General features: G+C 42.9%; 13 protein-coding genes. 4 read left to right on the top strand and 9 right to left on the bottom strand.

Features of this window, described 5'->3' with window-relative positions; all coding sequences use genetic code 11:
• The first annotated feature begins 3 nt into the window (after positions 1 to 3).
• Both NSQ55_RS04130 and NSQ55_RS04125 read left to right on the top strand, forming a co-directional pair.
• Positions 4 to 1,389, top strand: a complete 1,386-nt coding sequence (locus NSQ55_RS04130) for an MBOAT family O-acyltransferase (protein ID WP_339171462.1) — start codon at positions 4 to 6, stop codon at positions 1,387 to 1,389.
• Positions 1,390 to 1,409: 20 nt separating this feature from the next.
• Positions 1,410 to 2,549 carry a DHHW family protein gene (locus NSQ55_RS04125; protein ID WP_339171458.1) on the top strand — a complete coding sequence of 380 codons (1,140 nt, stop codon included), beginning with the start codon at positions 1,410 to 1,412 and terminating at the stop codon, positions 2,547 to 2,549.
• Between the two features lie 171 nt (positions 2,550 to 2,720).
• Here NSQ55_RS04125 and NSQ55_RS04120 read toward each other — a convergent pair whose 3' ends face one another.
• The 7 genes from NSQ55_RS04120 to NSQ55_RS04090 form a co-directional block, all read right to left on the bottom strand.
• Positions 2,721 to 4,130 (bottom strand): HAMP domain-containing sensor histidine kinase, encoded by a 1,410-nt coding sequence (locus NSQ55_RS04120; protein ID WP_339171455.1) that lies wholly within the window; start codon positions 4,128 to 4,130, stop codon positions 2,721 to 2,723.
• Positions 4,114 to 4,761 (bottom strand): response regulator transcription factor, encoded by a 648-nt coding sequence (locus tag NSQ55_RS04115; protein ID WP_036684906.1) that lies wholly within the window; start codon positions 4,759 to 4,761, stop codon positions 4,114 to 4,116. Before NSQ55_RS04115 ends, NSQ55_RS04120 begins: the two co-directional genes overlap by 17 nt.
• Before the next feature lie 84 nt (positions 4,762 to 4,845).
• Positions 4,846 to 6,117 carry a cellulase family glycosylhydrolase gene (locus tag NSQ55_RS04110; protein WP_339171453.1) on the bottom strand — a complete coding sequence of 424 codons (1,272 nt, stop codon included), beginning with the start codon at positions 6,115 to 6,117 and terminating at the stop codon, positions 4,846 to 4,848.
• A 136-nt stretch (positions 6,118 to 6,253) separates the two neighbouring features.
• A complete protein-coding gene (locus NSQ55_RS04105) occupies positions 6,254 to 7,189 on the bottom strand; it encodes a catalase family peroxidase (protein WP_339171450.1) in 936 nt (311 codons plus the stop codon).
• Positions 7,190 to 7,253: 64 nt separating this feature from the next.
• A complete protein-coding gene (locus NSQ55_RS04100) occupies positions 7,254 to 7,748 on the bottom strand; it encodes a hypothetical protein (RefSeq protein ID WP_111502622.1) in 495 nt (164 codons plus the stop codon).
• Positions 7,742 to 9,115 (bottom strand): Dyp-type peroxidase, encoded by a 1,374-nt coding sequence (locus NSQ55_RS04095; protein WP_248549452.1) that lies wholly within the window; start codon positions 9,113 to 9,115, stop codon positions 7,742 to 7,744. Before NSQ55_RS04095 ends, NSQ55_RS04100 begins: the two co-directional genes overlap by 7 nt.
• Positions 9,116 to 9,355: 240 nt before the next feature.
• Positions 9,356 to 9,910: a hypothetical protein gene (locus NSQ55_RS04090; protein WP_339171443.1), complete on the bottom strand. Its 555-nt coding sequence runs from the start codon at positions 9,908 to 9,910 to the stop codon at positions 9,356 to 9,358.
• Between the two features lie 173 nt (positions 9,911 to 10,083).
• On the opposite strand from NSQ55_RS04090, the gene NSQ55_RS04085 reads away from it, so the two are divergent.
• Positions 10,084 to 10,302, top strand: coding sequence for a hypothetical protein (locus tag NSQ55_RS04085; RefSeq protein ID WP_339171441.1), 219 nt, complete (start codon positions 10,084 to 10,086; stop codon positions 10,300 to 10,302).
• An 80-nt stretch (positions 10,303 to 10,382) separates the two neighbouring features.
• On the opposite strand, the gene gshAB is transcribed toward NSQ55_RS04085, so the two are convergent.
• Positions 10,383 to 12,713, bottom strand: a complete 2,331-nt coding sequence (gene gshAB, locus NSQ55_RS04080; protein ID WP_339171439.1) for a bifunctional glutamate--cysteine ligase GshA/glutathione synthetase GshB — start codon at positions 12,711 to 12,713, stop codon at positions 10,383 to 10,385.
• Between the two features lie 19 nt (positions 12,714 to 12,732).
• Positions 12,733 to 14,085 carry an MATE family efflux transporter gene (locus NSQ55_RS04075; RefSeq protein ID WP_339171437.1) on the bottom strand — a complete coding sequence of 451 codons (1,353 nt, stop codon included), beginning with the start codon at positions 14,083 to 14,085 and terminating at the stop codon, positions 12,733 to 12,735.
• 319 nt (positions 14,086 to 14,404) lie between these two features.
• Here NSQ55_RS04075 and NSQ55_RS04070 point away from each other — a divergent pair, with 319 nt between their 5' ends.
• A complete protein-coding gene (locus tag NSQ55_RS04070; protein WP_076130090.1) occupies positions 14,405 to 15,316 on the top strand; it encodes a winged helix-turn-helix domain-containing protein in 912 nt (303 codons plus the stop codon).
• Positions 15,317 to 15,340: the final 24 nt, after the last annotated feature.

Genomic DNA, 15,340 nt, shown 5'->3' with positions numbered 1-15,340 from the left:
ACCATGGTATTCAGCAGCCTACTTTTCCTATTCCTATTCCTGCCGGCTGTCCTAGCGCTCTATTATGTTTCGCCCTGGCGAATCAAAAACCTCATATTGTTTTTAAGCAGCCTGTTTTTTTATGCTTGGGGCGAACCTGTCTACATTGTAATCATGTTGCTGTCCACCATTACAGATTACAGCTTTGGTCTACTTCTCAGCAGACCAAAGCTGACTGCGGTGCAGCGCAAGTGGATTGTGGTTAGTTCCGTCATTATTAATCTAGGCTTATTGTCGTATTTTAAATACGCAGATTTTCTCATCCAAAATATAAATGGACTCCTCGGTACACATATTCCTTTAACGGATTTACCTTTACCTATTGGGATTTCATTTTATACTTTTCAATCCATGTCCTACATTATTGACGTCTATAGAGGAACTACGAAAGCACAACGCAATTGGATTGATTTCGGTACATTTGTAGCCCTGTTTCCACAGTTAGTAGCAGGTCCGATTGTTCAATATAACACCATTGCCGGGCAACTACGTGAACGTACGGTCGATATCCCCATGTTCGCAGAAGGTGTACGGAGATTCATAATCGGATTAGCCAAAAAAGTACTGCTCGCCAACAACATCGGTCTGCTCTGGCACACCATATCTAGCTCCAATCTAGATTCCCTGCCTGCTTTTACCGCTTGGCTTGGGGTTATTGCGTTTGCTTTTCAGATCTATTTTGACTTCAGCGGGTATTCGGATATGGCTATTGGTCTCGGTCTCATGTTCGGCTTCCGCTTTAATGAGAACTTCAACAAACCTTATATCTCTCAGAGTATTACTGACTTTTGGCGAAGATGGCATATTTCCCTTAGCAGTTGGTTTCGTGACTATGTCTACATCCCGCTTGGAGGCAACCGCCATGGGTTAGGCGTTCAAGTGCGCAACATCCTCATCGTATGGCTGCTCACGGGTATCTGGCACGGGGCCAGCTGGAATTTTCTGCTCTGGGGATTATACTTCGGGGTCATTCTTATCTTTGAAAAATGGTGGGGATTAAAGCTATTAAGCCGCCTCCCCCGTTGGACAAGACATTTATATGCTGTAGTACTTATACTCATCGGATGGGTCTTGTTCGCTTTTGAAGAACTTCCTCTGGTCATTGGCTACTTACAAGCGATGCTTGGCTTTAATGGACAGCCGTTATGGAATAACACCACTTTATACTTCACTTACACGAACGCAATTCTACTCGTGGTGTTAACCTTTGCCTCTACACCTGTGAAGCTCTCCAAGCGGATAGATTCTAGATCGGTTCCTGCTCTTGTTTGGTATGGCGTGTTATTTTTCCTATCTGTTGCCTACTTAGTAGATGCAACCTTTAATCCATTTTTATATTTCCGGTTCTAACCATTAGGGGGTGATTGTTTATGAAGCAGAAGACGGATCGAATCCTGGTTGGGGGATTTGTTGCAACGTTATTTCTGGTCGCTATCCTCTTTTTCTTACTGCCTGTTCAGCGTTTCTCTGAGCTTGAGAACCGGTATTTGCAAAAGGCCCCCCATCTGACATGGGACAATTTATTATCCCACACCTATGCGGAAGAGGCCGAAAGCTTTGTAACTGATCATTTTCCATTTCGGGCCAAATGGGTATGGGTGAAATCGGCGGTGGAACAGATGAGGCTACAGCAAGAGAATAACGGAATCTATAAAGGAAAAGACGGCTATCTTTTCGAAAAATTCGCAGCACCTGATTACACTAAAGTTCAGCAATATGCAGCAGCTGTGAAACGCTTTGCCGATAACAATCCTGATGCAAACACCACTTTCTTACTCGCACCGACATCGGTTGGCTTGTACAAGGAACGTCTACCCTGGTTAGCTCCTGTCTACTTGCAAGCTGAGGTGAATCAAACAATAGCTAAGGATGTAGGAGATAGCCTTACTTTTATAAATGGATTTGATGTTCTTAGCCCACATGCCGCAGATCCCATTTACTATCGGACCGACCATCACTGGACAACCTACGGTGCCTACTTAGCTTATGTAGCCTATGCTCAAAGCATGGGCTGGCAGCCTCTGTCCCAGAGCGAATACCAGATTCAGACTGTGAGTAATTCATTTCTCGGAAGCTATCATACCCGGGGGCAATTTATCGGGGTCACACCTGATTCCATTCAAATGTACAAACCTAATCATGAGGTATCCACCCAAATGTACATTCAAGATACCGGTGAGACTTTAACAAGTATGTATGACCTAAGTTATCTGGAGAAAAAGGATAAGTACTCTTATTTCTTAGGGGGCGTACATGCGCTCATGAAAATCACCAGCCAGCTTGATCCAACAACGGTCAAACAGAAAAAACTGCTCGTCATCAAGGACTCTTATGCACATAGCGTTATTCCTTTCCTGACTCAGCATGTGCCTGAAATCCATGTGATCGATATCCGTTATTATAATGGAAACATCAGTGATTATATGGCTCAAAATGATATCAAGGATGTCTTGCTGCTTTTTAATACGGCTACTTTTATTGATAATGCGGCGCTATTGAAGTTAAATTAAAGGCACTCAGGGAAAAGGTGTTGTGCGTAACTGCGGGAATGTTGGACTTTCGGTCGCTGTTGTCTCCAGATGTTTTTGATTTTACCGCTATCAGCGGATAACATCCGGAGACAGCTTATGCTTCCGATGCGAGCTTTCCTTCGGAAAGCTTTCAGGCGAACGCTAACGCTCCTACAGTTCCAAAATTCCCTCCTTAACTTCAAACCAAATACTAAAACTAATATATGAGTCCTCTAATTTGGACTCGTATTTCAGATCATTTTTGCCAAGAATCTCCGCGACGATGGACAGACCAAGTCCAGTACCGGAGATTTCTTTATTTCGAGACTCTTCAATTACATAGAATGGGTCCCAGATATACGCTAAATGCTCCGTTTTCAGGCGAGTGGTTTTATTGGAGATCGTGAATTTTAATGTGCGCGTAGTGTCACTCCCTAGTTTTATTTCAAAAAAATCCTCTTCACCATATTTAATGGCATTACTAATTAAGTTGTTGAATACTATCTCAATTTGGCTGATATCTTCTTCAACGATAGAGGATTCAAGCGAATGAAAGTCGCTCATTAAGGTTATGTTTTTATTTTTTAACGTAATATTATATTGTGAGATCACTTTTAGCAGAAGCTCTTTAAGATCAAAAGGCTCTTTATGCACTTCTGACTTCTGGATCTTGGACAATTTAATTAAATAATCCACCATATCCGACGTATACTTCACTTGCTCCAAAATGATATCCGTATACGTGCCATCATCCAGACCGTCCTGAATGCCAATCGTATAGGCTTGGATTAAGGATAATGGTGTTTTCACTTCATGCGAAATGCTTGAGATAAGGGTATTTAAACTTTGATTTTTCTCCTCCAATTTGGCATGGGTGCTCTTTAGACGCTGACTCATCTGATTGATGCTTTTCGAGAGCTCTTCGATTTCATCTCCCGTTTGAATCGTCACTTGTTTAAAATCGAGATTGGATATATCCTTCGCGACATCCTGTAATTGTTCTAACGGTGTAATGATCTTTTTTGAAAAATAAGCCACTAACAGCAAACTGATAATAATCCCCAGTAGAATGGAGTAAAAGCTGAATTGATTTACGAGGGTCAAGGCATCTGTATTGTGCACAACCACAGTTCCTATGAGGATTAGACTGCTATCCTGCTCGTATATTTTCGTTAACAGACTCGATTTCAATTTGCCCTGATTAAATAAAAGATTAACCCTGTTGCCTTGTTTTACTTTTTGTAATACCTCATCTGTGATCCAAAATTTATTAAGTGCCACCTTATCTTTAAACAACGCAAATTGAATATTTTCGTTAATTTCTGCTGTACTTCCACTGTTTTCAACCCTAACAATCGTTACGTTATTATTGTTCTCGATCCTGCTTTCATTTTCCATGAGTTGATCCAAACGGAGATCCTTTACTTCGTCATAAATGGTGTTGATCTTGGTTTTCATTTTGTATAGGTAATAATCTGCTGAGAAATAGTTGTGCAGGAAATAAGACGTACCAAAAACAATCAGCAAAATAATGCTCACCATGATCAATAACTTCGTACTTATTTTATGAATTTTTATCATGGAAGCTGTACCCCATTCCCCTATGCGTGATCACGTGGTCAGCCCCAATTTTATCGCGCAGCCTCTTAATATGCGTATCTACCGTTCTTTCTTCGCCCAGATAATCCATTCCCCAAACCGCAGACAATAAGGCATCTCTGGATAAAATACGTCCTTTATGCTCATACAGGAAGGTTAGCAATTCAAATTCTTTTTTATATAACGCCAGTTCGGCCCCATTCTTGTACACTTTCTTCCGCTCAAAATCGATTTCTAAATCCCTAATCGCAGCCACTTTTTCAGTGCCTAGCATTTTTTTAATTCTAAGCATCAAAATCCTTGGGTCGAATGGTTTTCTTATATATTCATCTGCTCCTATATCCAAGGCACTGAATTCATCATCATGGGAAGACCTTGCGGTCAGCATTACAACTTTAGCCAAACTAACCTTCTTGATTTCATTACAAACCTCAAGCCCGCTTCGCTTAGGCATCATCCAATCCAGCACCACAAGATCAATCCTATTGGAAAAAAAGAGCTCTAGCGCTTCCTCACCATCCGCTGCTGTCCAAACGTTATAGCCTTCTTTTTCAAAATAAGTCTTCAATATAGTGGTCATGTGTTTCTCATCATCCGCAATTAAAATATTCAAAGTAGATTCTCCTTCCTATAGTTATCAGAAGAAAAAGGCGAAATCCTTTACAGGTTTCACCTTTTCATATATTTTCATGCTACGTTATTGCAACTTCTCTAGCCCCTTCGTCAGTACGTTCCATATCGGGTTATCGACTGTCTTTCGATCAGGCTGTTCACCCTTCTCTATCGCTTCCCAATACTCCCAGGTTGGTGGCTCAGTGCCAAGTTCATAATCCATGCCATCCCAAGTATCCTCCCGGAATGCATAAAACGCCCAGTGCCAGCCGTAATCATCAAAAATCGAGATTAAATCAGCCAAGTATTGATCTGCACCTTTTACAAGCCGGTTCGTGCCAAATTCTTCAGCGACAATACGATTAGCAGGGATGTTATTTTTTTCTGCCCACTGTGCGATAGGTTCTAGAAAATCCTTTAAGGCTTTCTTATTGAATGCTTTTTCCGTCTTCTCCTCACCTACTTTAACTGTTCCAGGATATTCATAGGTTAAGCCTTTTTTCTTATTTTGGCTGGTGAGTTCGTAGGGTTCGTACATATGAAAAGCATATAATACATTCGCATCATTGATGGGTTTCAAATATTTAAAGGCCCATGGTGTAGCATACAGACCAGAATTGACGATAATAGGGGTTTCCGTATCTACGGTTCGAATCGCTGTCACAATAGTCTCATATAAAAGATTCAAATCCGCCGGAGTATTCTCCACTGAGCTATACCATTCGTTGTAATCCTCTGTCCAGAAATCATTAAATCCAGTAGCTTGTTCAGGATGTGGCTCATTAATAAGATTATAGCCGACCACCGCAGGATGATCCTTTAATCTTTCCGCAAGATCCTTCCAAAACGTTGCCGCTTGTTCATGATAACTGAAATCCTTCCAGATTCGATCATCATTTGTATAATCATTAAACTGCCGCCACCGATCTCCGGGCAGACTAAGGACTGTCAGCACTACTTTTGAACCCCGCGCCTCGGCTGCATCCAAGTCTGCTTTTAACGCTGTAAAATCATCCTCAACAAGCCCCTCGTATTTATCTGCATTCCCTATTAAAAAGTCTTTATCTGGAGTAGCATCCGGTTGATCGTTAAACAGGAAATCACTATCTTTTGCCCATTTATCTGGCGCAAGTCGAATGAACTCTATATTATTTTCTTTCGCTGCATCATAATTTTCGGGTATAGATTTGGAATTCATGAAATTTGTTCCTTTACGCTGTTGATCCCAGAAAGCGATCTTCTCATTGACCTCTTTCTTTACCTCCTTCTCCGGTTCAAGATTTGCTTGTGGTATTGCTGCACTGCATCCTACGACTGCCAACAAAATCAATACGATAAATCCTTTAAACTTCTTCATTCTCTCACCTCGTAACCTATCGTAGCCAATCTCTGTTACAAGAGTGTCACAAGACATACCTAAAAAGACTGCCCTAAGGATGTCGGCAGACATTCTAGGACAGCCCGATCATATTCATAGAATATAAAATAAATGCTTACTGATTAATACTTCGACGGGAATGTGACTCCGCATAGGCATCATGACGAAAGTTCAGAATAGGATCTTCAGAGCATTCAATGCCGGCAGGTACAACTGTCGGATCAAAGACGTACTCTTGAGCCTTCTCGTCTGCCACGCCGGTGATCGACAAATGGCCGACAACAATCCGTTCCCGGTCTTCAGGCCAAGCAGACGCCGGGTCATCCGTAGGATCTCCCTCCTGCCCGAGGATTACTGTCAATTGAAACGCCACAGGACCTTTGGACAGTCTCTCGATTAGTTCATCCTCCAAATAATCGGGAGATCGATTCTCCACCTCTTCCTGGGCCAGAAAGTGCAGACCCGCTTCCGGTTCCCACTCATATTTAATAGCCCGCCGCTCGCCAGCAGCATTGGTGAAGTAATAGGCATGAATGGAATGATAAAGGTTGGTTGCAAAACTGAGTGGCGGTTGCAGCATTTTCACGGCTTGAAGCCCAGCCCGGCTTTCCGAATACTTCTCCATAACGGCTTTGAATTTGTCTGCAATGGTCGCTCCCTCAAACGAATTTTCTTTAATTGTACGTAAGATATTAATAAAGGATTGCGGTGTTTTGGCAAAAAAGATCGGCAATGTAATTGTCACCAAACTTGTCACGCCCCCATCAGGCAATACAAACTGAACCGCCATTCCTTTTGCAGGCGAAAAAACATCAGGGATGGACGGATTAGTCGAGCTATTGGAGAAGCGTACGAGAGCTTGCATCTCTTGATTTTGCAAATGTGCAGCTGTTGTTAAAGGACCCGCTTGGCCGTTAGGGGTGAACACCGCCTGGTAGACAACACCTTTGGCGTGCGCGCGTCGATAACCCGGATATTTGCCTGCTACCTCCTCAATGGAGTTTACCGCTTCTTCTGCGAGTTCAGACGACACTGATTTATTATTGTTCATTTTCGTTCACCTCTTTGTAATTTATCAGGAAGGAAAAGGGGACAAGGCCCCCTTTTCTAGTTTTTTAGCTTTGTGATGCGTCGAGCAGGTCATTCCAGGCCTTCGTAATTCGCTGTCCGCGCCAAATATCTCTGACCGTGGCATCGGGATAAGCACTGTACCAGCCAGATGCAGTGATCTGATGGTTAGCGATGAAATCTTTCGCTTCCGAAGATTCAATTCCCGGAAAATCCTTCACTTCATTAAACATGTTATTCAACAACTCTGGAATTTCAGTTCCAAAATCATCGATATAGCTATCCCAGTCGCCATCATAAGCCGTCGCGAACAACAGCCGGGTGTCGTTATCAAAGATTACGAAGCGCATGTCGTGAACGGTCGCGATCTTCGCCATCGTTTCGGCTTGTCTTGATGCGCTTTTTTTCAGCTTCTCACGGAGACGATCCGCCCCACCTTCTTTAAGCGGCGCAATGATGGTAAGCTCAGATATTTCACCTTCCCGCAGGCCGGCACGTCCAGCGCTTGTAATCGGATTAGTCTGATCTTGTCCTTCTAACATGTTAATTCCTCCTTAGATATATGTTGATCCAACTCTGCCATCCACCGTAATGCAGTCATGCTGGGAACAAAGAAATACTCCCCGCCTTTGGTGATTGAAAAACTTGGAATTTCTTTCATCCGGTGGCGAATAGGTTTGTCCGGAATGGTAAACATCCCTTCCCCCTCATTCTTACCGGTAATAGGGTCTTTCTCGGTTGACATGCCCGCGAAATTGCCTCCATTTAACCAATCGCTCTTGATAAACTCGAATTGGCGGGACAACGAGCTGCATATACCTGCAAAAATAAGGCCTCTATCCTGACCATCATCCTCCATTACACCTTTTGGCAGTATAGGGCCATACATCGTTGACCGCCGGAGCAACCGGTGAATGTTCACATTAACAACCGAATCCTGCAAGCTGTCTCGGGGAAATGCACGACGGATATGCGAGCTTACCGGACATTTCAACCCTTTATGATCATCCCCATACGTAAATGCGTTCCGTCGGCTGACATCTTCGCCCAGTGCCGGATCATCTGCTTCAGGAGCCAGACTTAAAGGGGCTCCGCTCGGCCATCTTCCTACCATTTTAGCGGCCAAAAGTTCTTCCTCTTCCCGATTATCCGCATGCTCCCGCAAATAACGACGGAAAGTCGCGACCCTCATATGCAATTTACGGAAACTGAGGTAACTTCCATTGTGGCCAAGTTCTGCCGGCTGTGGTCCCTGTGTTATAGTGCCGGATTCATTTAAATGCCCGAACAGGAATTCACCAGCTTTAATCTCCGCTTCCTGCCCCACCGCATTGGGTATATGGTTTCCTTCGATTCTCGGATTGCTGATTCCATCCATGAAGCCCAGATGAGTACGTCCGTCAGGATTCATTCCGACATCCAGCTGGTAAACGACGGATACACCATTCAGTTCGCAGTGGATTCGATGGGCCGCTTCTTCTGCTTGAAGCAGCGCTTCTTTGGTGGGCGCGAACAGAGCAAGCGCCACATCGACTTTGTCAGTACCCAGCGGGTCTTCCCAGTGCTCCGGGCTGCTTTCGTTTACATCCCCTAGCTTAGCTGCCCGGGCAGCCATGCCCTCCCGGAACTCCAGGTCGAAGCTGTTGAGTGACTCCTTGGGAATCCCCAGCTTCTGGAGTCCTTGATAGGTAAAACCAACGTTGACCCAAGCACCTTCGTGAGGATTATTCCACTGTCCGGCTGACGTCACTTCGTCGAGAAGCCGCTTCAGCATCACTTTCCCGTCCTGTTGATGATCGATAGACAGCAATACATAGGTTCCTACGTAGGGGGTAGGCCGTTCTTGTAAGACGATTCCTTGAATGTCATCATAATTCAGTTCTTCCGTTTCTGTACCTATGACGCTCACTCCTCCCTCGTCTTAAAGTTGTTTTCATAATATTAAAAACGGGTATTCTCTCATCCGTCTCTCGATCTAATTAAACTTAGCCCTAAATGGTTAATCAGGTTAACAGTCCTCCCCAACTAGACAATAACGGTACATTGTCTAAAAAATAGACACATCGTTAGATTTGTCTAAAATCGAGACAAAAAAAGAGATATTCCAAAACCGGACCGGCTTTAGAACATCTCTTATCTTCGACTAACCTCACAAATCATATTCATAGTTATCAAACTTGCCATCTGATGCGAAGACAAATTCGCAGCTGTTCTCACCCCATCTAGCTATAACACTAAAGACGCGACCCGAAGTGGGAATATCACTGGTGTATGCTGGAGGGTTCACAAATTCATATTTCCCTTCGACGAGTGTTACAGGAACTTCTACAATTGGAAGCTGCGATTCATCAAAACTCTCAGTTAGATAGGCCATCTTTACTGTGACTTCACTCGGTGCGTAATCTCCAAAGTCGACCTGCAGTTTCTCCCCTGGTTTCAAACGATGCAGCCCCGTTAGAAGCGCAGGTTCACTATGCCAAGCCGTATAGTAAAAGGAAGCCCGATCATAGTCCGCTCCATTCCAGCTCGTCTTTAGAATGACATAATTCTCTATAGCATCTGTACTATTCTCATGTGTAATGATAAGGGGCGATGGCTCAGCAGGGCTTTTGAAAGAGCTCTCGGATTTACTCATTATTCCTCCGCGTTCCCCAAGCACCACCGCACCAATGATAACTACTGCCAACAGCATCAATGAAATCAATAATATCCTTTTAGACTTATTCCTATGTTTGATAATAGCTCCCGCCTTTCCTTAAACTTCTAAGCCTTCTTCCATTTAACACTTGATCATCAAGCCATGCAAGTAGGTAGCTGATGAATTATATAGCAAATCCAAGAGTTAACTCTCCTTCTATCATATTCTATTTCTAGGAGGTGAATATAATCATTTTCACCACGACATTTGGGGTTGCGATCAGCAGAGAAAATGAAGCTTTCGGTTTTACAGCAGTAGATATTCCAGCACCAGCGGCTGTCGCAACAGGTCAAATTCAGTACACAGCAGAGATCTTCACAAATACAGCTGCAACAGATCCCTTTAATAATGTCCAAGCCAGAAACTTTAGTGGCGTTGCAGCTGCGGGTAACTCCTAACATGAACATGTAGTGGGTGAGGGAGCGAATTGCCCCTTTAAAAACAGAAGCTCAACCAAAGGTACTGGTTGAGCTTCTGTTTATTCCCCAAATAATAGATTCAGAATCCGTTCATCCGCCTTTCGGTTCTTCCCTTTATAAGGATAACAATGAATATGAATCGCTGGATTAAAGTTAATCTCAATAACGCTATAGTTCGTATCATTGGCTTCTTCCTTGATGTCATCAATCATCATATCCACTCCACAAAAAGTAGCGCCCGCAGCTTTAGCCGCTTGAATCGCCAGAGCCTTATAACTTTCTGGGATCTCATCCGTAAAATCCAGGCTGTCACCACCCGTGCTAATATTAGAGTTCTCCCGAAGATAGATGACTTCGTTTAATGGAGGAATATCACTCCAAGCCTGAGCGTGGTTGTTCAAGAACATCGCTTCTGCTTCACCGATCTGAATTTTCTCAAGTGGAGTCTTGTACCCACGACCTCTTAACGGATCCTTATTCTTCTCGTGCACCAGTTGTTCAATCGTATGTACACCATCTCCAATCACATTTGCAGGAACCCGGTGCAATACTCCGACTACTTCATCACCCATGACAAGAAAACGATATTCTTTACCCGTCATGAATTCCTCTAGTAGCACTGTTCGATCAAACTCGAAGGCGATTTCGAAGGCTTTTTGATAATCTTCTTTAGAGAAGTCGTCTGTAAAAATAGTAATGCCGAGTCCAAAATTGGTTGATTTGGGCTTAATCACAATAGCCTTGTTACGGTAAGTGCCATGCGCATTCATTGCCTCTTCCAGATTTCGAAAAGCTTCTCCTGCGGGAACACGAATGCCTTGCTGTTTAAGAACTTCTTTCGTAACGATCTTATTCTCCATGATTAATACCGTACTATAAGAATCAAGGGAGGTCTTCGTAGCTTGCTTAATATATTCTTTATGATCACCTTGCGTAAGAACTACAAAGTTCTCTTCCCGATCGATCAATTGAAACTTAATGCCACGTTTAACCGCTGCCTTCAAAAGAAGCTGTGTAGATAGCTCCAGATCCTCATATCCCACAAAACGGTATCCATTCGCAAGACTTTCCTTAGCATATTGTTTAGCTTTATTCAGATGGTATTGTACAAAAGAGGATTGTTGAACTTCCGACTTCACAATAGCTGCAAAACTCCGGTCTGGCTCTACAATTTTATTCTTAGCTCCATGCAATACGTTCAAAAACACTACATTCTCCGGGTTCAACAGTTGGATCATATCCTGCATCTCATGAATACAACTTAATGCCTGCTGCTCCATCGTTGTACATGAATCCCCGTAATCATGCAAACATCCCTTAATTCCTTCCATGATTAGTTGATCATGATTAAGATTCGCCATCTTCTGATCCTCTACTCCGAACGGTTCGTCCTCCTTCAGCAGCATATACAGGATAAAAAGATGAATGAAAATCATCGTTTCTTTGCCGATTCCTATTTTGTAGAGTGGATTCAAATCAATAAACCGAAGCTCCAAATAAGCTATCCCATCTTGCATCAGTTCCTCTAAAGGGTGTTTGCCTCTTGCTGTCTTCACTCTAACCGGACTATAAAACTCTTTTACACTTAATAATTCTTCCGATTCGATCAAAGCTTGTAAATCATGAACATAATCCTTTAACGAAGCAAAAGATACATAAAGAGGTTTTTCATTTCGATACCCACATTCACTATTCCGCAGTGAATTCATATTCTGATAATAAAAGCTTTTGTCGTCATCTGTTTCCCCGCGAGCTACACATTGTTCCATATAAGTCTTATCAAAAACAGGGCTGGCGCCTGTTAAATAGATAAGAAGCCAACGGTACCGCAATAGGTTACGGGCTATTTTTAAGTAGGTAGCGTCTTTGAATTCTTTAAAGCTCACCTGTGGATCTGCTATGTCATGAAGCTGTCTCAGAAATTGTTCATCAAAAGAGAAATTGTAATGGATTCCGCTCAGCAATTGTCTTTTGCGACCGTATTTGTCTGCTAGCTGATGTCTGTATTCATCCTCAATCGGATTACCCATCTTGGCAATGGGGATGTCCTGATCATTCGGTAGCCTCGGAGGATTACTACTTGGCCACAGATATTCTTCCTTGAGCTCAAGCGACACAATATCCTGCAGCGCCTCCAGAAAGTTATAAGTCTCATCAATAGAATCAAAAGAGGGGGTGACCATTTCAATTTGACTCTCTGAGAAGTCGGTTTGAATATACGGGTTCTCCATTTTGTTGCCAAAAGCTTTAGGATGTGGTGTCAGCGCCAGTCTTCCCTCTGGATCCACTCTGACATTTTCTTTTTCCAGTCCAAATTCGCCGTGAAAAAGCTCCTTATTCAAATGGTTATCCCTTAGAAGCTGTATGAGTTTACGATTTAATAAAGCCATTTCAACGATCATCCTTTGCTTAGTAGTTTATCTGCTGTTTGTTCATTTTGAATAAAGATCTTCTAAACCAGAACACAAGAATAACCCCTTTAAAAACACTGCTTAGAGCAATCGACATCCACACCCCATTCAGGCCAAAAGGTTCGGATAAAATCAAGGCTAGTGGAATTCGCAGTGCAGTAAATATAATACTGAAGATTGGCGGGATATGAGTTTGGCCAATGCCGTTAAAAGCACCTACTGTCATCAATTCCATACACATAAATAATTGTGAGAAGCCAATGATGCGCATATAATCAGTGCCTAATTCCAGGCTTGTCTGATCTGATAAAAACAAGGAAAATAGCTGCTGCGGGAACGCAATAAATATAAGCGATATGATCACGCCAAAGATGGAGGTTAAGATCAAAGCCTTACGATATCCCTGCCCTATACGGTCCAATCGGCGTGCTCCATAATTTTGACCAAAAAAGGCAGCAATAGCTCCCTGTAGTCCTCCAATAGTCATATAAGAAATAGATTCAATTTGAATCCCTACTTTTTGCACCGCAATCGCATCCGCCCCAAAACGTACAATGATCTTAGCAATGACGATCGATATGAGCGTAAAGGTGACCCGTTGGATTGTGATCGGAAGTCCCATACGAATTACTTCTTTCATTTGACGACTGTCCCATGCTGATGTGTTCGAAATGATTTCTGACTTTCTTGTCTTTATGATAAAAAGAGCCGTAACTAAGATGTTCGCTGTCAATGTTGCCGTGGCTGCCCCCGCTACTCCCCAACCTTCAAAACTGCCCCAGCCAAAAATTAAAAATGGATCAAGGACGATATTAACCATAAGACCAACGGAGTAGATCTGAAACGGTTGTTTACTATTTCCCATCGAGTTTAAGAGTGTGGCAAACAAAGTATTTACGATGGAAAATACCGTCCCGAAGATCGAAATCACTAAAAATTGTCGTGCCATCCGTTCAACTTCATCACTTCCAAGATCAAAAAAACCAATCAACTGATTGTTGGTCAACAGAACTAAGCTCATATAGAGAAGTCCTGATAAAATAGACATCATAAACCCGTTCTTAATATATGATTTAGCCTTCTCTATCTGGCCAGATCCCATACAAAACGCAACCTTAATCCCTGTACCGATCGTAATCATAGTCGACAATGCAATCGCTAGATTAATGAAAAAACTCGCCGTGCCAATCGCGGCAACAGGACCACTTCCCAATCTTCCAACCCAAATCATATCGACGAGGCCATAGGTTGTGGAGATGAAATTCGTCGCAATAATGGGAAGCGTTAATTTCATTAAGGTAGGCATAATAGGACCCTGAGTCAAATCATTCATGCCCTGCAATTCCTTCAAATCTAAAAACACCTTCTTCATCTGATTTTCAGATTTATTATATAACCTAACACTTATATAATCAATTGATTATATTTGAGCAATCTACTCAGAACTCCTAAAAATTATATAAATTGTGTAGACATCAAAAGACAGTTCCTAATGCACAAAATGTGCCCAACGGAACTGTCTTTTTTTCGTAATTAAAATTTCTTTTGTTTTTCAGTCGAAAAGCTATTGAAAATGAAATATTGTTCGTTTACAATAAAACCAATAAAAAGTTCTATAATTATAGAACTAATTAATGTTTCAGTAACTTAATCAAAGGATGGAGAAGCTCATGGAATATAAAGTAGAAGTCGATTTTGCCCCCATGTATGAATGTGTGAACAGTATGACTGCTTTTCTAAGCAAGCAGAACCATACTGCTATGGATTCCGGTAAGCTCTGGGTACGTGAAGTCCAAGCAAGATTTGCCCCGATGTTGCTTCGTAAAATGCAAGAGGTCGTTAAGAAACTTGATGATTTCAGTTTGGCTCCCTACATTTGGTGCTGTCCAGTAGAACGTTCGGTTAGCAGCTTTCTGGATTGGTTTGATGGGTTAACTTCGGGTGAACTGTATGAAATATCTGGACGTTTCGGCCAATCGGTCCCCTCTAATCTTTCCGAGCTAAGGGACACTGCCTCTGACATCCTGCGCGAATGGAACGCGGGTTACTTCAATGGAATCGACCCTAATATCCTCAAGGGGCTTGAACAGGAAGCCGAGTCAAGACGAACGACACTGAATGGGAACAATGATATGGAAGTCTTTGAAGCAGCAACCGACGGAATGCGCCTCTATCCAACCGAACGTCTGAAGCAGGTCATTATCATTCCGCAATATCATGCCCGCCCACTGGTCACCACCTCTATGTTTGATGAATTCGTGTTCACTAGCTACTCTTGTGATGTTCTCCCTCCGGAAGCTGGCCGGCCTGCTCCAGCACTACTTCGCCTTACCCGGGCACTCTCGGATGAGACGCGGCTGTATATCCTTCGTTTGCTTACAGGCAAGCAGTTGAATTTCACGGAAATCGTGCGGGAAGTCGGACTTTCTAAAAGTACAATCCACTACCATCTGATCGCGCTGCGCGCAGCAGGGCTGGTCATTGTCCATACCAACGTTAAAAGCACATCGTATAGCCTGCGATTGGAAGCCTTAAATGGGCTACCGCAACAGATTGGGTCATATCTAGAGAGTCAAGCATAAACGCCTTAAGCGTCCTTATAAGGA

Source organism: Paenibacillus sp. FSL H7-0943, assembly GCF_037963265.1.
GTDB classification, from domain to species: Bacteria; Bacillota; Bacilli; order Paenibacillales; family Paenibacillaceae; genus Paenibacillus_AQ; species Paenibacillus_AQ odorifer.
The sequence above is the reverse complement of the archived record's forward strand: the minus strand, read 5'-3'. Positions and strand labels throughout refer to the sequence as shown.

Coding starts and splice junctions, on each gene's coding strand:
- NSQ55_RS04110 (WP_339171453.1), bottom strand. CDS start 6,117: ATGAAGAAGTTTAAAGGATTTATCGTATTGATTTTGTTGGCAGTCGTA.
- NSQ55_RS04070 (WP_076130090.1), top strand. CDS start 14,405: ATGGAATATAAAGTAGAAGTCGATTTTGCCCCCATGTATGAATGTGTG.
- NSQ55_RS04120 (WP_339171455.1), bottom strand. CDS start 4,130: ATGATAAAAATTCATAAAATAAGTACGAAGTTATTGATCATGGTGAGC.
- NSQ55_RS04100 (WP_111502622.1), bottom strand. CDS start 7,748: ATGTTAGAAGGACAAGATCAGACTAATCCGATTACAAGCGCTGGACGT.
- gshAB (WP_339171439.1), bottom strand. CDS start 12,713: ATGGCTTTATTAAATCGTAAACTCATACAGCTTCTAAGGGATAACCAT.
- NSQ55_RS04130 (WP_339171462.1), top strand. CDS start 4: ATGGTATTCAGCAGCCTACTTTTCCTATTCCTATTCCTGCCGGCTGTC.
- NSQ55_RS04105 (WP_339171450.1), bottom strand. CDS start 7,189: ATGAACAATAATAAATCAGTGTCGTCTGAACTCGCAGAAGAAGCGGTA.
- NSQ55_RS04125 (WP_339171458.1), top strand. CDS start 1,410: ATGAAGCAGAAGACGGATCGAATCCTGGTTGGGGGATTTGTTGCAACG.